Annotated in this window: 18 protein-coding genes; 13 read left to right on the forward strand and 5 right to left on the reverse strand. The window is 74.0% G+C overall.

The genetic code is table 11. From position 1 onward, the window contains the following. The first annotated feature begins 57 nt into the window (after positions 1-57). The 4 genes from ACZ6WH_RS26060 (at position 58) to ACZ6WH_RS26075 (ending at position 4,318) form a co-directional block, all read left to right on the forward strand. Positions 58-1,254, forward strand: coding sequence for an amidohydrolase family protein (locus ACZ6WH_RS26060; RefSeq protein WP_469731053.1), 1,197 nt, complete (start codon positions 58-60; stop codon positions 1,252-1,254). Continuing rightward, on the forward strand, positions 1,254-2,450 hold the full coding sequence (locus ACZ6WH_RS26065) for an acyl-CoA dehydrogenase family protein (protein ID WP_469731055.1): 1,197 nt from the start codon (positions 1,254-1,256) through the stop codon (positions 2,448-2,450). The genes ACZ6WH_RS26060 and ACZ6WH_RS26065 overlap by 1 nt, the downstream gene beginning before the upstream one ends. A 2-nt stretch (positions 2,451-2,452) precedes the next feature. Continuing rightward, the gene (locus ACZ6WH_RS26070; RefSeq protein WP_469731057.1) at positions 2,453-3,427 is read left to right on the forward strand and encodes an acyl-CoA dehydrogenase family protein; all 975 of its coding nucleotides are present in this window, start codon (positions 2,453-2,455) and stop codon (positions 3,425-3,427) included. A gap of 414 nt (positions 3,428-3,841) precedes the next feature. Then, a complete protein-coding gene (locus ACZ6WH_RS26075) occupies positions 3,842-4,318 on the forward strand; it encodes an ATP-binding protein (RefSeq protein WP_469731059.1) in 477 nt (158 codons plus the stop codon). 212 nt (positions 4,319-4,530) lie between these two features. On the opposite strand, the gene ACZ6WH_RS26080 is transcribed toward ACZ6WH_RS26075, so the two are convergent. Beyond that, entirely contained in the window at positions 4,531-5,466 is a 936-nt protein-coding gene (locus ACZ6WH_RS26080; protein WP_469731061.1) for a cyclase family protein, read from the reverse strand. A gap of 97 nt (positions 5,467-5,563) precedes the next feature. Between ACZ6WH_RS26080 and ACZ6WH_RS26085 the strand changes: the two genes are divergently transcribed. The 3 genes from ACZ6WH_RS26085 (at position 5,564) to ACZ6WH_RS26095 (ending at position 9,025) form a co-directional block, all read left to right on the forward strand. After that, entirely contained in the window at positions 5,564-6,475 is a 912-nt protein-coding gene (locus ACZ6WH_RS26085) for an SDR family NAD(P)-dependent oxidoreductase (protein ID WP_432855898.1), read from the forward strand. Between the two features lie 54 nt (positions 6,476-6,529). Further along, positions 6,530-7,597: a Zn-dependent alcohol dehydrogenase gene (locus ACZ6WH_RS26090; RefSeq protein WP_469731063.1), complete on the forward strand. Its 1,068-nt coding sequence runs from the start codon at positions 6,530-6,532 to the stop codon at positions 7,595-7,597. Between the two features lie 126 nt (positions 7,598-7,723). Continuing rightward, positions 7,724-9,025 carry an MFS transporter gene (locus tag ACZ6WH_RS26095; RefSeq protein ID WP_469731065.1) on the forward strand — a complete coding sequence of 434 codons (1,302 nt, stop codon included), beginning with the start codon at positions 7,724-7,726 and terminating at the stop codon, positions 9,023-9,025. Here ACZ6WH_RS26095 and ACZ6WH_RS26100 read toward each other — a convergent pair. Further along, complete coding sequence (locus tag ACZ6WH_RS26100) at positions 9,006-9,665, reverse strand: flavin reductase family protein (RefSeq protein WP_469731386.1); 660 nt, start codon at positions 9,663-9,665, stop codon at positions 9,006-9,008. The genes ACZ6WH_RS26095 and ACZ6WH_RS26100 overlap by 20 nt on opposite strands. Before the next feature lie 231 nt (positions 9,666-9,896). Here ACZ6WH_RS26100 and ACZ6WH_RS26105 point away from each other — a divergent pair, with 231 nt between their 5' ends. Both ACZ6WH_RS26105 and ACZ6WH_RS26110 read left to right on the forward strand, forming a co-directional pair. Continuing rightward, entirely contained in the window at positions 9,897-10,466 is a 570-nt protein-coding gene (locus tag ACZ6WH_RS26105; protein ID WP_432855889.1) for an RNA polymerase sigma factor, read from the forward strand. A gap of 6 nt (positions 10,467-10,472) precedes the next feature. Continuing rightward, positions 10,473-11,231, forward strand: a complete 759-nt coding sequence (locus ACZ6WH_RS26110; RefSeq protein WP_432855886.1) for a hypothetical protein — start codon at positions 10,473-10,475, stop codon at positions 11,229-11,231. A gap of 61 nt (positions 11,232-11,292) precedes the next feature. Here the strand turns inward: ACZ6WH_RS26110 and ACZ6WH_RS26115 are convergent, their stop codons facing one another. Then, positions 11,293-12,144, reverse strand: coding sequence for an enoyl-CoA hydratase/isomerase family protein (locus ACZ6WH_RS26115; RefSeq protein ID WP_469731068.1), 852 nt, complete (start codon positions 12,142-12,144; stop codon positions 11,293-11,295). 76 nt (positions 12,145-12,220) lie between these two features. Further along, the gene (locus ACZ6WH_RS26120; RefSeq protein ID WP_469731070.1) at positions 12,221-14,491 is read right to left on the reverse strand and encodes an acetate--CoA ligase family protein; all 2,271 of its coding nucleotides are present in this window, start codon (positions 14,489-14,491) and stop codon (positions 12,221-12,223) included. A gap of 214 nt (positions 14,492-14,705) precedes the next feature. Between ACZ6WH_RS26120 and ACZ6WH_RS26125 the strand changes: the two genes are divergently transcribed. The 3 genes from ACZ6WH_RS26125 (at position 14,706) to ACZ6WH_RS26135 (ending at position 16,236) form a co-directional block, all read left to right on the forward strand. Continuing rightward, the gene (locus ACZ6WH_RS26125; RefSeq protein WP_469731072.1) at positions 14,706-15,158 is read left to right on the forward strand and encodes a DoxX family protein; all 453 of its coding nucleotides are present in this window, start codon (positions 14,706-14,708) and stop codon (positions 15,156-15,158) included. Further along, complete coding sequence (locus ACZ6WH_RS26130) at positions 15,155-15,583, forward strand: Zn-ribbon domain-containing OB-fold protein (RefSeq protein ID WP_469731073.1); 429 nt, start codon at positions 15,155-15,157, stop codon at positions 15,581-15,583. The genes ACZ6WH_RS26125 and ACZ6WH_RS26130 overlap by 4 nt, the downstream gene beginning before the upstream one ends. 164 nt (positions 15,584-15,747) lie before the next feature. Next, entirely contained in the window at positions 15,748-16,236 is a 489-nt protein-coding gene (locus tag ACZ6WH_RS26135) for a GNAT family N-acetyltransferase (protein ID WP_469731075.1), read from the forward strand. 125 nt (positions 16,237-16,361) lie between these two features. Here the strand turns inward: ACZ6WH_RS26135 and ACZ6WH_RS26140 are convergent, their stop codons facing one another. After that, the gene (locus ACZ6WH_RS26140; RefSeq protein ID WP_469731077.1) at positions 16,362-17,042 is read right to left on the reverse strand and encodes a pyridoxine/pyridoxamine 5'-phosphate oxidase; all 681 of its coding nucleotides are present in this window, start codon (positions 17,040-17,042) and stop codon (positions 16,362-16,364) included. Between the two features lie 95 nt (positions 17,043-17,137). Here ACZ6WH_RS26140 and ACZ6WH_RS26145 point away from each other — a divergent pair, with 95 nt between their 5' ends. Beyond that, a complete protein-coding gene (locus ACZ6WH_RS26145) occupies positions 17,138-18,028 on the forward strand; it encodes an alpha/beta fold hydrolase (protein ID WP_469731079.1) in 891 nt (296 codons plus the stop codon). Positions 18,029-18,128 lie beyond the last annotated feature (100 nt).

The raw sequence follows: 18,128 nt of genomic DNA on the forward strand, positions 1-18,128 counted from the left end.
GCTAGCCTGCATGCGACAGTCATCTGACGGTCCATCAGAAAAGGACAGGGGACTGCGATGGAGCTACCGCGCATCATCAGCGTCGACGACCACGTCATCGAACCCGCGCACCTCTTCGGGACCTGGCTGCCGAAGAAGTACCGGGACCGCGGGCCCAGGCCGCTGACCGCGGGCATCGGTGAGCTGGAGTACGTGGGCGGCAAGTACGTCATCACCATGGATCCCGAAGGGCCGCCCACCGACTGGTGGATCTACGAGGACCTGAGGTTCCCGTACAAGCGCAACATCGCCGCCGTCGGCTTCGACCGCGACGACATGACCCTGGAGGGCATCACCCGCGCCGAGATGCGCCCCGGCTGCTGGGACCCGGCCGAACGGCTGAAGGACATGGACCTCAACCACGTCGAGGCGTCCCTGTGCTTCCCGACCTTCCCCCGCTTCTGCGGCCAGACCTTCGCGGAGGCGCACGACAAGGAGGTCGCGCTGGCCTGTGTGCGGGCGTACAACGACTGGATGGTCGAGGAGTGGTGCGGCGACAGCGGCGGCCGGCTGATCCCGCTGTGCATCATCCCGCTCTGGGACATCGGCCTGGCCGTCGCCGAGATCCGCCGCAACGCCGCGCGCGGGGTGCGGGCCGTGACCTTCAGCGAGATCCCCACCCACCTCGGCCTGCCGTCCATCCACAGCGGCTACTGGGACCCCTTCTTCGCCGTCTGCGAGGAGACCGGCACGGTCGTCAACATGCACATCGGGTCGAGCTCCCAGATGCCCGCCGCCTCCCCCGACGCGCCGCCCGCCGTCCAGGCCTCGCTGTCCTTCAACAACGCGATGGCCTCGATGATGGACTTCCTTTTCAGCGGCGTCCTGGTGCGGTTCCCCCGGCTGAAGCTCGCCTACAGCGAGGGCCAGATGGGCTGGATCCCGTACGCGCTGGAGCGGGCCGACGACGTGTGGGAGGAGCACCGGGCCTGGGGCGGGGTGCGCGACCTGATCCCCGAACCGCCCTCCACCTACTACTACCGGCAGATCTTCTGCTGCTTCTTCCGGGACAAGCACGGCGTCGCCTCGCTGGACGCGGTCGGCCGGGACAACGCGACCTTCGAGACGGACTACCCGCACGTGGACTCGACCTTCCCGCACACGAAGGAGGTCGCGCTCGATCACGTGAAGGGGCTGGACGACGAGACCACGTACAAGCTGATGCGGGGGAACGCCATCCGGATGCTGGACCTGGACCTCGACCGGGCCCGCTGATGGACCTCACGTACACGGCCGAGGAGGAGGACTTCCGGGCCCGGCTGCGGGAGTGGCTGTCCGAGGTGCTGCCGAAGCTGCCCCCGAAGCCCGCGGCGACCGACTGGCCCGGCCGCCGCGCCTACGACACGGCCTGGCAGCGGGCGCTGTACGACGCCGGGTACGCGGGGCTGCACTGGCCGGCCGACGCCGGCGGGCGGGCCGCGACGCCCACCCAGCACCTGATCTTCCTGGAGGAGACCGAACGCGCGGGCGCGCCGTACGTGGGGGCGAACTTCGTCGGCCTGCTGCACGCCGGGCCCACCCTCGCCGCCGAGGGCACGGCGGAGCAGCGCGCCCGCTGGCTGCCGCCGATCCTGCGCGGCGAGGAGATCTGGTGCCAGGGCTTCAGCGAGCCGGAGGCCGGGTCCGACCTGGCGGCGCTGCGCACGAAGGCGGTGCGGGACGGCGACTCCTACGTGGTCAGCGGCAGCAAGATCTGGACCTCGCACGCCGAGGTCGCCGACTGGTGCGAGCTGCTGGTCCGCACCGACCCCGAAGCGCCCCGGCACCACGGCATCAGCTGGCTCGCGATGCCCATGGACGCGCCCGGCATCACCGTGCGGCCGCTGCGCACGCTCGCCGGGTCGGCGGAGTTCGCCGAGGTCTTTCTCGACGAGGTGCGGGTGCCGGTCGCCAACCGCGTGGGGGCCGAGAACGACGGCTGGCGGGTGACGATGGTGACCCTCTCCTTCGAGCGCGGCACCGCCTTCGTGGGCGAGGTGGTGGCCTGCCGTCGGGTGCTGGCCGCGCTGGCCCGCAGGGCGCGGGAGAACGGCCGCTGGGACGACGCGGTGCTGCGGCGCAGGCTGGGGCGGCTGGCAGCGGAGTTCGCCGCGCTGTGGCGGCTCACGCAGTGGAACGTCAGCGAGGCCGTGCGGGCCACCCGTGGCGGCCGGGCGAAACCGGGGGCCCGGGGCGGCGGCGGAGGCGTGCCCGGCACCGGCGGCTCCGTCTTCAAGCTGCGGTTCTCGCACGCGCGCCAGGAGCTGTACGACGCGGCCGCCGAGGTCCTGGGCGCCGGGGCGCTCGACGCGGACGAGGAGTGGGTCGCCGACCGGCTCTCGTCCCTCTCGTACACGATCGCGGCCGGTACCTCGCAGATCCAGCGGAACATCGTCGCCGAGCGGATCCTCGGCCTCCCGAAGGGACGCTGACCGTGGACTTCCACCTCTCCGACGAGCAACGGGCGCTGCGCGCCGGCGTGCGGGAGCTGCTGGCCGGGCGGTTCCCCCCGGAGCGGCTGCGGGCGGCGGTCGACGCGTACGAGGCGGCCGGTGCCGGGCCCGTGCTGGACCGCGGCCTGTGGCGCGAGCTGGCCGGCGCGGGCTTCTTCTCGCTGCTGCTGCCCGAGGCGGCGGGCGGCGCCGGGCTCGGGCCGCAGGAAGCGGTGCTGGTCATGGAGGAGGCCGGGCGGGCGCTGCTGCCGGGGCCGCTGGTGGCGGGGGTGCTGCTGGCGGGCGCCGTGGACGGGGCGGCGGCCGGCGAGCGGATCGCGGGGCTGTGCGACGCGACGGCGGCACCCGTGCTGTGGGAACACCCGGCCGACTGCGACGAGGTGATCGTGGTGGGCGCCGACGCCGCCCACCGGTACGCGGCCGGGGAGCTGCGGACCGCGGCGGTGCGCTCGGTCGACCCGCTCACGCCCCTCGCCCGGGTCCTCGACCGCCGGCCCGGCGTGCCGTACGCGGTGGACGTCCCCCGGCTCCGCCGCGACGCCGTGCTGCTGACCGCGGCGCAGCAGCTGGGCGGCGCCGTGCGCGCGCTGGAGACGGCGGTGGCGTACGCGGGTCAGCGGGAGCAGTTCGGGGCGCCGATCGGCTCCTTCCAGGCGGTCAAGCACCTGTGCGCGGAGATGCTGGTACGCGTGGAGATCGCCCGAAGCGCCGTCCATGCGGCCGCCGTCACCGGGGATCCGGCGGAGGTGGCGGGCGCGAAGCTGCTCGCCGACGAGGCCGCCACGGGCAATGCCCGGGACTGTCTTCAGGTGCACGGCGGTACGGGATTCACCTGGGAGGCGGACGTGCATCTCGCACTGAAGCGCGCCTGGCTCCGCGCGGAGGCGTGGCAGCGGGCGGCGGACGGGGCGGAGCTGCTGGCCGGGGCGCTGGCCGCCGGGCATGTCGCTCTGTGACCGTCGTTGGGAGGAATGTCGGACTCCGCACGCATGAGCGGTCACGCAGCGTCGATATCGGGTTGTGTCCTTCGCGTGACTCGTTACGCGGGGGAGTCGGTGTGCCGCTCGGGTACGCTCGCTCGGGTGCGAGTGGTTCTGAGGCGCAACCGGCCCGGCGTTGCCTGTGAGGCATCTCCGGGGCGCGGGATGCGTGCCGCTGGCACCGGGCGGGGGCCCGCGAAACCCCCGCGTTCGACTCCCCGCACTGCGCGTCGCACAGTATGCAGCACGCATACTCCCTTCCGCTGGAATATGCCTGAAGCGCTTGTTGGGGTGACTGAACGTCAACCATGCTGTGCTTCGCCGGGGTCACGCACCGTGATCCCGTGGAGGCGCGAGGCGATGTTTCCGCCGGTTCGGATGGTGTGAGCGGTGCAGGTGCTTCAGGTGCAGTTGGAAGTGCGGCCCGACCCCGCTGAGGTGGGTCGGGCCCGCAGGTGGGCCCGGTCGCGGCTGGCCGGGTCCGGCATAGGGGCCGACGAGCCGCTGGCGGAGACGCTGATCCTGCTGGTCTCCGAGCTCGTCACCAACGCCGTGGTGCATGCCGGCTCGCCCGCCGAGCTGCGGCTGCGCTTCTCCGGGACAGGACCCGTGGTCGGAACCGTCCGGCTGGAAGTGGTGGACGGCAGCGCCCGCCCGCCGCGGCAGCGTCGCGCGGAGGGCGACGACACCAACGGCCGGGGGCTGGAGCTGGTCGACGGCCTGGCCGACCGCTGGGGCTGGCAGCCCGAAGGGGTCGGCAAGCGCATCTGGTGCGAGGTGGACCGCGGCCGTTCGCTGCTGAGGGGCGCGGAGCCCGCTGCGGTGGGTGCGTTCGAGCAGCCGTGCGCCGTCACAAACCGGGTGTAACGGAAAAAGTCCAGACCAGGTGTTGACGTGCTGTGGCGACTTGATCACGCTTGGGGGCAGCGATTCGCCGCGAGGGGACGCCGAGGGTACGGGGGAGGCGCCCCCTCGGCGAGTGCGGGTCGCGCCCGGAGCCGGGTGGCGGTCCGCGGTGCCGCGCTCGGGGTGCGCATGGGCGCACCGCCACCTCGGCCGGGCGCCCCGAGGCCCGGCCGCTACAGCACCGCCACGGGTGCGACCGGCGCCCCCGCGCCCCCGGTGAACGGCTCGGCCACCGCCGAGAGCAGGAACGTGTGCCGTCCCTCGGCCGCACAGGACGCCGACAGCTCCTCCAGGTTCCAGTTCTGGCCCTGCAGCATCCCCATCTCGACCAGGTGCAGTGCGTGCACGGGCATCCACAGGTTCTCGATCTCCGGCGGGAAGATCTCGAAGGTGAGGGTGTCCGTGGCGACCGCGGCGACGTCGCGGGCGTGGAACCACTCCGGGGTGCGCACCGACAGCCCCGGTGAGGGGAACGCGTACCCCTGCTTGTCGCCCGCCAGGTAGCGCCGTATCTGCCCGGTGCGTACGAGCACCACGTCGCCCGCGCGTACGGCCGTGCCCGCCAGTTCCTCCGCCGCCGCCAGGTCCTCCGGGGTGACGGCGTGCGCGCCGTCCAGCGGGCGGTCGCCGCCGCCGTCGCGTACGCGGGCCACGTCCAGCAGTACCCCGCGGGAGACGACCGGCGGCACCTTCTCGATGCCGAGCGCGGTGGCGCCCGCGTGGGCGGTGACGGCGGTGGCCGGGCGGCCGTTGTAGAGCCGCCCCGAGTGCGAGACATGGGCGAGGCCGTCCCAGTGGGTGGCCGCCTGCAGGCCCATGGTCACCACGTCGTCGCTGGTCGCGACCGTGTCGGGGCCGAACATCTCATGGTTGACCGCGACCATCGTGTGCAGCGGGTTGACCCGCCCCGGGATGGCGCCGGTCTGCACGCCGTCCTGCTGGAGCGGCAGCGCGAGCGGGACGCGCAGGCCGCTGACGACGCTCGCGGCGGCGGCGCGCACCACGTCGGCGGTGATCAGGTTCAGGGTGCCCCGCTCGTCGTCCGGGCCCCACCGACCCCAGTTGTTCACGCGTCCGGCGATGTCGTGGAACTCCTGCGGCAGGGGCATGGGCCCTCCTCGGGTGATTCGGCCGTGGGGCTTGTCTTCGTACCGCGTCTGCTCAAAAATCTAACGGTCCGTCAGAAACTGCGGGAAGGGGCGCGGCATGGGGAACTTCTTGACCGGCAAGGTGGTCGCCGTCACCGGGGCCGGCCGCGGCATCGGGCGGGCCGTGGCCCTCGCGGCCGCCGCCGAGGGCGCCAAGGTGATCGTCAACGATTACGGCGTCTCGATGGACGGCAGCGAACCCAGCAGCGAGGTCGCCACCGGGGTGGTGAAGGAGATCGAGGCGGCCGGCGGCGAGGCCGTCGCGGTCGCCGACGACGTGGCCACGATGGACGGCGGGCAGCGCATCGTCGACACGGCCCTCGCCCGGTACGGGCGCATCGACGGCGTGGTGTGCGTGGCCGGCATCCTGCGCGAACGGATGCTCTTCAACATGTCCGAGGCGGAGTGGGACCCGGTGCTCGCCACCCACCTCAAGGGGACGTTCACCGTCTTCCGGGCCGCCGCCGCGGTGATGCGCCGCCAGAAGGCCGGCACCCTCATCGGCTTCACCAGCGGGAACCACCAGGGCAGCGTCTCCCAGGCCAACTACTCCGCCGCCAAGGGCGGGATCATCTCCCTCGTGCGCAGCGCGGCGCTGGGCCTGCACAAGTACGGCGTGACCGCGAACGCCGTGGCGCCCGTCGCGCGCACCCGGATGTCCGCCGGCGTCCCCATGGAACTCACGGAGATCGGCGAACCCGAGGACGTCGCGGCCCTGGTCGTCTACCTGTTGAGCGACCGCGCCAAGGAGGAGCGGATCACCGGGCAGGTGTACACGGTCGCCGGGCCGAAGATCGCGGTCTGGGCCCAGCCCCGCGAACTGCGCGCCGGGTACGCCGACGGCCCCTGGACCCCGGAGAAGATCGCCGGCTTCCTCCCGGGGACGGTCGGGACCGACCCCATGCCGATGCTGGCCCGCCTGGAGGAGATGGCAGCCGCGGCGTCGGCCGGGGAGCGGCCCAATGCCTAGCCGGGGCCGGACGGCCGGCGCCCCCGAGGGTCCGGTGGAGGAGAGGTGGCCCTCGTGCGCGGTGTGATCTTCGACGGGAAGGCGCCGCAGGTCGTCACGGACCTGGAGGTGCGCGATCCGGGCCCGGGGGAGGTGCTGGTCGGCATCCGCGCGGCGGGGCTGTGTCACAGCGACGTGTCGGTGGTCGACGGGACGATCCCCTTTCCGGTGCCGGTCGTGCTGGGCCACGAGGGCGCCGGGGTCGTCGAGGCCGTGGGGGACGGCGTGTCGCACGTGGCACCGGGCGACCATGTCGCGCTGTCCACGCTCGCCAACTGCGGGACCTGCGCGGAGTGCGACCGGGGCCGGCCGACGATGTGCCGGCGGGCGATCGGCAGGCCCGGCAGGCCGTTCCGCCGCGGTGACACCCGGCTCTTCAACTTCGCCGCGAACTCCGCCTTCGCCGAACGCACCGTCGTCAGCGCCGTCCAGGCGGTGAAGATCCCCGATGACCTCCCGATGGCCTCCGCCGCGCTCCTGGGGTGCGGCGTGCTGACCGGGGTCGGGGCCGTGCTCAACCGCGCCCGGGTGGGCCACGGCGAGTCGGTGGTGGTCATCGGGGCGGGCGGTATCGGCCTGAACGTCCTGCAGGGCGCCCGCATCGCGGGCGCGACCACGATCGTCGCGGTCGACGCGAATCCGGCGAAGGAGGCGGCGGCCCGGCAGTTCGGCGCGACGCACTTCGTGGACGCCTCGACCGAGCCGGGCACCGTCGCGGCGGTACGCGCCGTCCTGCCGACGGGGGCCGACCACACCTTCGAGTGCGTGGGCAGTACGCGGCTGATCCGGCAGGCGGTCGACCTGCTCGACCGGCACGGCCAGGCGGTCCTGCTGGGTGTCCCGCCGGCCGACGCGGAGGCCTCGTTCCTGGTGTCCTCGATGTACCTGGACAAGTCGATCCTGGGCTGCCGGTACGGCTCCTCGCGGCCGCAGCGGGACATCGCGCGCTATGCCGCGCTGTACCGGGCGGGGCGGCTGCTGCTGGACGAGCTGGTGACCCGGACGTACCCCGTGGAGGACTTCGCCGAGGCGGTGGCGGACGCGGAGGCGGGGCGCGTGGCGCGCGGGGTGCTGCTCTTCTGACCTGCGGCCCTTCCGACCTGCTGCTGTTCTGACCCGCGGCCGTTCGACCTGCTGATGGCCCGATCCTGATGGATCGTGGCCATCAGGCCACTCGCCGGGCGCTGCCCGCTGCCGGAAGCTGATCGGGTGACGCAGACTCCAGAACTCCGAGAAGCCTCGACGGCATCGGTACCGCCCACCCGGCGGCGCGGGCCGCACCGCGCCTGGTCCGTCGCCGCGGTCACCTTCCTCACCCTCGTCGGCGCCGCCGGTTTCGCTTCGCTCCCGGGCCTGCTGATCGAGCCGCTGCACGAGGAGTTCCACTGGTCGCGCGGCACCATCGGGTTCGCGGTCTCGGTCAACCTCGCCCTGTACGGGCTCACCGCGCCGTTCGCCGCCGCGCTGATGGACCGTTTCGGCATCCGCCGGGTCGTCGCCGCCGCGCTCGTGGTGATCGCGGCCGGTGCCGGGCTCACCGTAGGGATGACCGCCTCCTGGCAACTGATCCTCTACTGGGGCGTCCTGGTCGGCCTGGGCAGCGGTTCCATGGCGCTGGCCTTCGCCGCGACCGTCACCGGCCGCTGGTTCGTCGAGCGGCGCGGCCTGGTGACCGGCATCCTCACCGCCGGGGGCGCCTCCGGGCAGCTGGTCTTCCTGCCGCTGCTGTCCTGGATCGTGGAGAGCCACGGCTGGCGGCCCGCGGCCGTCACGGTCACGCTGACCGCCCTGGCCGTCGTACCGCTGGTCTGGCTGCTGCTCCGCGACCACCCGGCGGACGTGGGCCTGGCGCCGTACGGCGCACGCGAGTTCGTGCCCCGGCCCGCGCCCCGGCGAGGCGCCGCCAAGCGTGCGCTGACGGCGCTCGCCGACGCCGCGCGCACCGGGCCCTTCTGGCTGCTCGCCGGTACCTTCGCGATCTGCGGCGCCACCACGAACGGCCTGGTCAAGACGCACTTCGTGCCCGCGGCCCACGACCACGGCATGCCGATGACACTGGCCGCCTCGCTGCTCGCGGTCATCGGGGTCTTCGACATCCTCGGGACGGTCGCCTCCGGCTGGTTCACCGACCGCTTCGACAGCCGCCGGCTCCTCGCCGCCTACTACGGGCTGCGCGGTGTCTCCCTGATGTTCCTGCCGATGCTGCTCTCGGACGCCGTGCATCCGCCGATGCTCTTCTTCATCGTCTTCTACGGGCTGGACTGGGTCGCGACCGTGCCGCCCACGATTGCGCTGTGCCGCGAGCACTACGGGGAGGACGCCGCGATCGTCTTCGGGTGGGTCCTGGCCTCCCACCAAGTGGGCGCGGCGCTCATCGCCTTCGTGGGCGGCCTGGCGCGCGACACCCTGGGGACGTACGACCCGGTCTGGTACGCCTCCGGAGCGCTGTGCGCCCTGGCGGTCCTGATGGCGCTGGTGATCCGGCGAAGGGTCAGTCCCGCAACGGCCTGAACTCCCCGAAACCGCCCCGGTGGAAGAGCAGCGGCCCCGTGGCGGCCGCGGTCTCGTCCGTGCCGAGCGCGTCCACCTTCCCCACCACGACCAGGTGGTCGCCGCCGGTGTGGACGGCCTGCACGGTGCAGTCGATCCACGCCGGTACGCCCGCCAGCAGCGGCGATCCGCTCACCGGCGCCGGGGTGTGCCGGACCCCGGCGAACTTGTCGGCGCCGCGCACCGCGAAGGCGCGGCACAGCGCACCCTGGTCCGCGCCCAGGACGTTCACGCAGAAGACGCCGGCCCGGGCGATCCGCGGCCAGGTCGTCGACGTGCGCGCCACCATGAAGGCCACCAGCGGCGGATCGAGGGACAGCGAGGCGAACGACTGGCAGGCGAAGCCGGCGGGCGCGGGCGCCGCCGCGTCGCCGGGTGCCGTGACGATCGTGACGCCGCTCGCGAAATGGCCCAGCACGCGCCGGAATTCGGCGCCGTCGACCGGGGCCCGCTCGTCCTCGCGCACGGCCCGCAGAACGGGCCTGGCGGCCGCTCCCGGGCCGCCGGGCGGGACATCGGGCGGAGCCCCGGGCCCGGGTGCCGCGGGGGCCGAGGTGGCGGCGCCCACCGCGCGCAGATAGCGCACCGCCGTGGCCGCCATGCCGGCATGACCCATCATGCTGCGCTCCCTTCCTCCCTGCCCATTGAATCTGATGGGCCGTCAGATGGGTAGTGGCGGGGCGTGCGGGTCTGGGCGGGCTGCGCGGGCGGCGCCCGGTGGCGGATCGGCGGCGAACCGAATGATTGTCGGTATACGGCCGGTTGGCGGCGGATCATGCCGGGTATCTCCCTCACGGCCGGACCCGTATCGGATTCGGGAGAGTTCCACCTCATGGCCGATGCGATGCCGTCGTCACCCTTTCCGTCGCCGTCCTTCGACGACGTCTTCAGCGGACTGCTTCCGCGGCTCTACCGGCGCGCCGTGCTGCTGGCAGGGTCCCGGCAGGCGGCGGAGGACATCGTGCACGAGACCTACCTGAAGCTCGCCGCGCGCCCGTACCGCTTCCTGGCCCACCCCGAGCCGTACGCCCGCGCCTTCACCGCCCTGCTGAGCGTGGCCCGGGAGACGGACCGCCGGGAGCGGCGGCAGGCGCTGATCGGTGAGGGCGGACCGGACGACGGGCCCGGCAGCGGCGCGCTCATGCGCGAGCTGCCCGGGGCCGGCTGGGACGGCCGGCGCGAGCGCCGGCAGGCGGAACTGGAGGCGGTACGGCTGCTGAGCCGGCTCACGCACCGCCAGGCCGGCCTGGTCATCCTTGTCGACCTGGACGGCTACACCCTCGGGAAGGCCGCCAGGATCATGAAGGTGCAGCGGTGCACGGCGGTCCGGCACCGAAGGCGCGCCCTGGAGCGGTTACGGGAGTACCTCGCCGCTTCGCCGTACGACCTCGCGGGGAGGTGAGCACACGTGGAGCGGAACGACACGGGCAACACGCACGTGGACCCGGGGAACGGCCCGGTGGACCCGGAGGACGGAGCCACGGGGCCGGGCAACGGCCGGGGCGGTACCGGCGGCGGTTCCGTGGGTGGTCCGCGCGGCGGCCCCGGCGGCGGGCAGCGGAACCACCGGACCGGCTATCGGAACGGCCGGGGGCGGCGCGCTGCTGAAACGATATTGCGCGAGCGGCTCCGTGCCGCCGACGAGGAAATCCAGCCACCTCCCGGGCTGTGGACCCGCATCGCCGAGTCCGCGCCCGCCCCGGGAGCCCCGCGCAACCCCCTGTCGTACCTGCGCAGGCGGCCGCAGTTGATGACCACGCTGTTCGTCGTGGCGGCACTGGCGCTGGCCTTCGGGGTGTGGCGGATGGTCGGTACGAGTGGCGAGCGCCCCTCGCCTCCCGGACCCGGCACGGGGCTGGAGGTCACCGTCTACAACAGCGAACCGACGTGCGAGAAGGCCCGTACCGACCGGTGCGCGCTCCGCCTGGCGCGGGACCCGCACCAGGCGTACTCGGCGCCCGGCAACGTGGCGGGCCGGGTCTGGAACAAGGACCGGCTGGCCACGGAGTGCGTCATCACCGACGGCCGCCTCGTACGGGACCGGACCGGTGCCATCGCCAACCGCTGGTACCGGGTGACGTCCATGGAGGGCGCCGAGGGCTGGCTGCCGGCCGTCCACACCCGCGACGTCCACCAGGTACCGCTCTGCCCCAGCGAGCAGACGTAGCCGCGGTGCCGTGGCGCGCCGTCGCGGAGACCGCGCGCGGCGGCGCACCACGAGGGCGGGGTCAGCGGCCCCGGTACGCGGGGGAGCGGCGCGCCACGAAGGCCGCCACCCCCTCCTGCGCGTCCGCCGTCGTCATGTTGATCTCCTGAGCGGCGGCCTCGGCGGCGAAGGCCGCGCCGCGGTCGGCCTCCAGCGAGCCGTTGACCAGCTGCTTGGTCAGGGCGAGGGCACGCGTCGGGCCGGCCGCCAGCCGGTCCGCCCAGGCGGCTGCCGTCTTCGCCAGGTCGCCGTCCGGTACCACCCGGTTGACCAGGCCGATCCGCTCCGCCTCGGCGGCCGGCACCGCGTCGCCGAAGAACATCAGCTCCTTGGCCCGCTGCGGCCCGACCAGCCGGGGCAGCAGGTACGCGCCGCCGCCGTCCGGCACCAGCCCGCGGCGCGCGAACACCTCGATGAACACCGCCGATTCGGCCGCGAGCACCAGGTCGCAGGCGAACGCCAGGTGCGCGCCGAGGCCGGCGGCGGTGCCGTTCACCGCCGCGACGACCGGCTTCTCGCAGTCCATGACCGCGGCGATCAGGCGCTGGGCACCCTGCCGGATCAGCCGCGCGACATCGCCCGCGATCCGCTCCGGGGCACCGCCGCCCGGTGCGGTCCCGGCGTCCGGGCCGCGGAGGTCGGCGCCCGCGCAGAACGCCCGGCCGGTGGCGGTGAGCACCACGGCGCGCACGGCCGGGTCGGCGGAGGCGTCCGCGAGCCGCGCGATGATGCGTTCCCGCTGGTCGGCGGTGAGGGCGTGCAGCGCCTGCGGCCGGTTGAGGGTGATCCACAGCACGCCGTTGTCAGTGGTGCGGAGTATCAAGGAATCGGAGGAGTCGGAGGTCCCGCCGGGACCGTCGGGGGAGGTCGTCATGGTCGGGCAGCTCCAGCTTCGGATGCGGTCGCGAGCGGGTTCACGGTGGCGTACGGCGGCTGCGGCCGGGCGGCGTTCAGTGGCAGACCGCGAGCGCGTCGAGCGCCACGGCGCCCTGCCCCTTCGGCAGGACGACCAGGGGATTGATGTCCAGCTCGGCCAGTCCGTCGGCTAGCTCCAGCGCCATCCGCTGGACCCGCAGCATGACCTCGACCAGCGCGTCGGTGTCGGCCGGGGCCGCCCCCCTGACCCCGTCCAGCAGCGCGCCGCCGCGCAGCCGGCCGAGCGCCGCGCGCGCCTGGTCCTCGCCGAAGGGCGGCACCGCGACCGCCGTGTCCCGCAGGACCTCGATGAGCACCCCGCCCAGCCCCACGGTCACGGTCGGCCCGAAGAGGGGATCGGGCGTCACGCCGACCACCATCTCCACCCCCGGCTCGACCATCTGGCAGACCAGCACGCCGTCCAGCGGCAGGTCGTCGTAGCGCGCGATGTCCGTCAGCTCGCGGTAGGCGTCCCGGACCTGACTGGCCGAGGTCAGCCCGATCTTCACCAGCCCCAGCTCGCTCTTGTGCGCCAGCCGCGGGCCGGAGGCCTTCATGACGACGGGGTAGCCGATCTGGGCCGCGGCCCGGACGGCCCCCGCCGCGCTGGTCACCAGCTGCTCGCGGGGCACGCGGATGCCGTAGGCGCGCAGCAGCTGCTTCCCGGCGTGCTCGCTGAGCTGCTCGCCCGGGCGCAGCAGCGCCTGCGCCTTGCGCGCGGAGGGCGAGGGGGTGCGCGGCGCGTCCTCGAAGGGGGAGCGGTAGGAGGCGGTGAAGCGGTGGTGCTCCAGGTGGGCGCGGACGGCCGTGATGCAGTTCGCGAAGGTGCGGAAGGTGGCCACCCGCGAGGAGCCGAGCAGGGTCTTCCGGTAGGCGTCCTCGGTGCCGACGGGCGAGCCCCAGACCACGCACACCAGCTTGTCCGTCTGCTCCGCCGCGTCCACCAGGTCCTGCGCCAGCTTGTCGCTCATCGGCGGGAAGGGGCCGGTGATCGGGCAGATCAGCACGCCGACGGACGGGTCGGCCAGGATCGCGTCGATGATCTTCCGGCCGCGCCAGTCACCGACCGGGTGGCCGCCGTTGTCGATCGGGTTGGCGACGCCGAGGTAGTCCGGGATCCACTGGTGCAGCTCCCGCTGCTTCTTCTCGCCCAGCGTGGGCAGCCGCAGCCCCGCCGCGGTCGCCAGGTCGGCGAAGTGCGCGCCGGTGCCGCCCGATATCGAATAGACGGCGATGCCCTCGGCGGCCGGCGGCCTGGCCCTGGCGAGCAGCGCCGCGGTGTCCTGCAGCTCGTCCAGGCCGTCCACGCGGACCACGCCGAACTGCCGCATCGCAGCGTCCACCACCTCGTCGGCGCCGGTGAGCTTGCCGGTGTGCGAGGCGGCGGTACGGGCGCCGGTCTCGGTGCGGCCGACCTTCACGGCGACGACCGGCACCTTGTTGCGCGCCGCGTGGTCGGCGGCGAGCAGGAAGCTGCGGCCGTCCTTGAGCCCTTCCACGTACGCGGCGATGGCGCCGACCTCGGGACGGGAGGCGAAGTAGGAGAGGAAGTCCGCGGTCTCCAGGTCGGCCTCGTTGCCGGTGGGGGCCCAGTGGGAGAGGCGGATGCCGAGTTCCTGGAGGGCGAAGACGGGGCGGCCCTGGTGCCCCGACTGAGTGATCAGCGCGATCGACGGCCCGTCCAGGTCCTCGCGGAACGTCTCGAACGCGTTGAGGTTGGTGTTCGGGCCGAGCAGCCGGATCCCCGATCGGGCGACGGCCGCGGCCAGCCGTTCCTGGGCGGCCGCGCCGTCCGCGCCGGTCTCCGCGAAGCCGGAGGCGAAGGCGACCGCGAACCTCACCCCGCTGCCCGCCAGTTCCTCGACGACCGGCAGCGGGTCGGCGACCAGCAGGACGGCGAGATCGACCTGCTCCGGCAGGTCGGAGACGGAGGCGTGACAGGGCAGACCGAAGACGGTGGCGCGGCCCGGATTGACCGGGTGGAGCCGGGCGCCGACCCGTTCGGCCCAGTCGACCAGCCGGCGGGTGATGCCGGTGTGGGGCCGCCCTTCGCTGTCCGAGGCGCCGACGACGGCCACGGACTCGGGCCGGAAGAAGCGGTCCAGGTCCGGTACGGCCGCGGCGAGCGGACGCCCGCTCACGTCCAGGACGCCGGTGTCGCCCCGGCCGCCGACGCCCGTGCCGGCCCCGGGGCCGGTGCCCGGGCCTGCCGTCCCGTGCACGGCCCGCGGCGTCGTGCCGTCGCAGGCCACGACCCGGGCGGGCCGCGAGTGCGTGGTGAGGGTGCCATGAGTGGATCCCAGCATCGCTTCGCCGCTCCCGTCTGACCGCCGTTACGTATCTGACGCTCAGTCAGGTTACATAACTGACGGCCAGTCAGGAATGCCCCGCGCAAGCCGTACTCGGCGGGAGTCGGCTCATGCTGCGACCCCTCTTGCGTACCTCCCCGCTCTCCGCTGAACTGTCACCTCCCACTGAATCTGACGAGCCGTCAATAATATGCGGCGTGCGGGAGGTGCGATGCAGACGATCTGGCTCGGCGGCCCCGAATGGCTCGCCGTGCTCCGTATCGGCCTGGGCCTGTGGTGGCTGGAGAGCTGGCGCCACAAGGACAAGAAGGCCTGGTTCGAGCGGGGTACGGGCATCGCGTGGGCCGCCGACGTGGCGGCCGAGCACCGCTGGGCCGCCGTGCGCCGCGGCTTCGACGTGGTCGTACGGCCCCGCCCCAAGGTGATGGCACACGTCGTCGTCCACGCCGAACTCGCGCTCGGGGCCGGGCTCGTCCTCGGCTTCCTCACGCCGGTCGCGCTGGTCGCCGGGCTGCTGCTCAACCTGCTCTACCTCGTACTGATGATCCACGACTGGGCCGAGCAGGGGCAGAACTCGATGATGGCCCTCATCTCGCTCGTCGCGCTCGGCGCGATGAGCTGGCAGACCTGGTCGCTCGACGCCGCGATGGGACTCTTCCGATGACCGGTACCGCACCCCGGTACGACCTGCCCGAGACCGATGCCTTCACCCGGCCCTACTGGGACGCGGCGGCGGACGGGCGGCTGCTGATCCGGCGCTGCCGGGCCGCGGACTGCGGCGTGGCGCACCACTACCCCCGGGAGTTCTGCCCGCGCTGCTGGAGCGAGGACGTGATCTGGGAGGAGGCGAGCGGCCGCGCCACGCTCTACACCTGGTCCGTGGTGCACCGGAACGACCTGCCGCCGTTCGGCGGCCGTGTGCCGTACACGGCCGCCGTCGTGGACCTCGCCGAAGGACCGCGGATGATGACCGAGGTCGTCGACTGCCCCGAGGCGGAGCTGCGCATCGGGATGGCGCTGCGGGCCGGCTTCCGCACCGACGGCGAGGACGGGCCCGCCGTCCCGGTCTTCCGGCCGGCGGACCGGTAACCGGTGGACCGGTAGCCGGCGGGCCGGTGGCCGGTGGCAGCGGTCCTCGGACGTCGCCGGGTGGCCGACCCCGGCCGCCGATCGGCGGCCGGGGTCGGCCACCGGTCGGCGACTCCGGCGGTTATTCGGTGGCACCGCGCCGCGGGCGGCGGGACCCTGGGCGGATGCGGATCAGAGAAGCCACCACCGAGGACTGGGACGCCGTCTGGCCGTTCTTCCACGCGATCGTGGCCGCCGGGGAGACGTACACCTACCCGCGCGACCTCGACAAGGAGGCGGGCCGCGCGCTGTGGATGCTCGCCCCGCCGGGCCACACGGCCGTGGCGGTCGACGAGGACGGCACGGTCCTGGGCTCGGCCAAGATGAACCCCAACCACATGGGCGCGGCCTCCCACATCGCCGGCGCGAGCTTCATGGTCGACCCGGCGCACGGCGGCAAGGGCGTCGGCCGGGCCATGGGCGAGTACGCGCTCCGCTGGGCCCGCGCCGAGGGCTACCGCGCGATGCAGTTCAACGCCGTCGTGGAGAGCAACACGGGCGCGGTGGCGCTGTGGCGGTCACTGGGCTTCGAGATCATGACGACCCTGCCGGAGGGCTTCCTGCACCCGACGAAGGGGTACGTCGGACTGCACATCATGTACCAGCGCTTCTGAGGCCCCGGACGGCCGCCGAAGCCCCGGACGGCCGCCGAGGCCACTGCGGGCCCAACGACCCCGACCGGGCCCGGCCGACGAGCGGCGTCGGGGTCGGTCCGGCTCCGCCCGGCCGACCGGCGGCGTCACGGCCACAGCAGGACCCGCTGCCAGCCGTCGTCCGACCGCCGGTAGCTCAGCCGTAGGTGGCGGCGGCGGTCGTCGCCCTGGAAGAACTCCACCTCCTCGGGGCGCAGCACGTACGCCGTCCAGCTCGGCACGTCGGCGTCCGGCTCGCGCTGCGCCCGTTCCCAGGACTCCGCCGAGGCCCGGTCCAGCTCGGCACGGGAGTCCAGGACCTCGCTCTGCCGCCCCACGAGTGCCGCGGCCAGCGCGCCGGGGGAACGGCGGTGCAGGTCGGCCGCGCTCTCCTCGGGAGTGCCGGCGACGACCTCCCCGGTGACCCGCACCTGGCGCGCGACCAGCGGCCAGTAGAAGCACAGCGCGGCGCGCGGGCGGGCGGCCAGCTCACGGCCCTTGCGGCTGCCTCGGTGCGAGGCGAAGTGCCAGCCGTCCTCGTCGGCGTCGTGCAGCATCACGATCCGGGCGGACGGGGCGCCCGCCGCGTCCGCGGTGGCCAGCGTCATCGTGTGCGGCTCCGGAACGCCCGCGGCGGCCGCCTCGCCGAGCCACTGCCGGAACAGCGGAAGCGGCGCAGCGGGCGCCGTGTCCGGGTCGAACTCCGGCAGCTCGCCGGTCCAGACCCGCAGGCTGCGCAGCAGGTCACGGAAGGCGTGGGCCTCGGGGGTTTCGTCCGTGGTGGTCATGCCGGGCAGCGTACGTCGGGGAGCCGCCCGCGTCCCTCGTGGCCCCACCGGCAATTCGGTTGCGGCGGCCCGTCCCGGCGGCCGAGGGTGGTGCCATGACTGCGATCGAGACCGGGGCGGCCGTCGCCGTGCCCGCGCCCGCCCGGCTCGGGGCCGTCCGGCTCGCCGGCGGACGACGGCTGGCCTGGGCGGAGTGGGGGCCCGAGGACGGTGTGCCGGTGCTGCTGTGCCCCGGCGCCGCCACGTCCCGGCGGCTCGGTTTCGGCGCGGAGGCGGTGGACGGGCTCGGCGTACGGCTGATCTCCGTGGACCGCCCGGGGCTGGGTGCCTCCGACCCGTCGCCCGGACGCACGCTCACCGGCTGGGCGGAGGACGTCCGGGAGTTCGCGGCGCTGCGCGGGCTCGCCGGGCTGCGCGGCGTCGGCTTCTCGCAGGGCGCGCCGTTCGCGCTGGCCTGCGCGGCGGCGGGCGTGCTGACCCGGCTCGCGGTGGTCTCCGGTACGGACGAGCTGGCCGCGCCCGCCTTCGACCGGCTGCTGCCGGAGGAGGTGCGGTATCTGATCGACCGGGCCGCGGTGGATCCGGTGGCCGCCGAGCGGTCGTTCGCCGGGTTCGGCAGCCCGGAGACGCTGTACGAGCTGGTCGTGGCGGGCAGCGGGGAGCGGGACCGGGCGCTCCTGGAGCAGCCCGCGTTCGCCGCTGCCTTCCAGGAGGCGATGGCCGAGGGCTTCGGCCAGGGCCCGGCCGGGTACGCCCGGGACACGCTGCTGACCATGAGCCACTGGCCGTTCGACCCGGCGGTGATCCGGGTGCCGGTGGACCTCTGGTACGGCGCGCTGGACGCCGCACCCACCCACTCGCCGGACCACGGCGCCCGGCTCGCCGGCCGCATACCCGGCGCGCGGCGCCACGCGATCCCGGACACGGGCGGCACGCTCCTGTGGACGCACGCCGCCCCGGTCCTCAGGACGCTGCTCGACGGGTGACACGACGGGGGGCCGGGCGCCGGCGTGCCTCGCGCACCGTACGGGCCGGGCGGCGGCGGGCCACGTACGCCGTGCGGGGCGGGCGTTACCGGGCCCCGTA

The organism is Streptomyces sp. NPDC050806 (assembly GCF_055586425.1).

Coding starts and splice junctions, on each gene's coding strand:
- ACZ6WH_RS26135 (WP_469731075.1), top strand. CDS start 15,748: ATGCGGATCAGAGAAGCCACCACCGAGGACTGGGACGCCGTCTGGCCG.
- ACZ6WH_RS26065 (WP_469731055.1), top strand. CDS start 1,254: ATGGACCTCACGTACACGGCCGAGGAGGAGGACTTCCGGGCCCGGCTG.
- ACZ6WH_RS26060 (WP_469731053.1), top strand. CDS start 58: ATGGAGCTACCGCGCATCATCAGCGTCGACGACCACGTCATCGAACCC.
- ACZ6WH_RS26125 (WP_469731072.1), top strand. CDS start 14,706: ATGCAGACGATCTGGCTCGGCGGCCCCGAATGGCTCGCCGTGCTCCGT.
- ACZ6WH_RS26145 (WP_469731079.1), top strand. CDS start 17,138: ATGACTGCGATCGAGACCGGGGCGGCCGTCGCCGTGCCCGCGCCCGCC.
- ACZ6WH_RS26120 (WP_469731070.1), bottom strand. CDS start 14,491: ATGCTGGGATCCACTCATGGCACCCTCACCACGCACTCGCGGCCCGCC.
- ACZ6WH_RS26080 (WP_469731061.1), bottom strand. CDS start 5,466: ATGCCCCTGCCGCAGGAGTTCCACGACATCGCCGGACGCGTGAACAAC.
- ACZ6WH_RS26100 (WP_469731386.1), bottom strand. CDS start 9,665: ATGGCGGCCACGGCGGTGCGCTATCTGCGCGCGGTGGGCGCCGCCACC.
- ACZ6WH_RS26085 (WP_432855898.1), top strand. CDS start 5,564: ATGGGGAACTTCTTGACCGGCAAGGTGGTCGCCGTCACCGGGGCCGGC.
- ACZ6WH_RS26130 (WP_469731073.1), top strand. CDS start 15,155: ATGACCGGTACCGCACCCCGGTACGACCTGCCCGAGACCGATGCCTTC.
- ACZ6WH_RS26115 (WP_469731068.1), bottom strand. CDS start 12,144: ATGACGACCTCCCCCGACGGTCCCGGCGGGACCTCCGACTCCTCCGAT.
- ACZ6WH_RS26140 (WP_469731077.1), bottom strand. CDS start 17,042: ATGACCACCACGGACGAAACCCCCGAGGCCCACGCCTTCCGTGACCTG.
- ACZ6WH_RS26105 (WP_432855889.1), top strand. CDS start 9,897: ATGGCCGATGCGATGCCGTCGTCACCCTTTCCGTCGCCGTCCTTCGAC.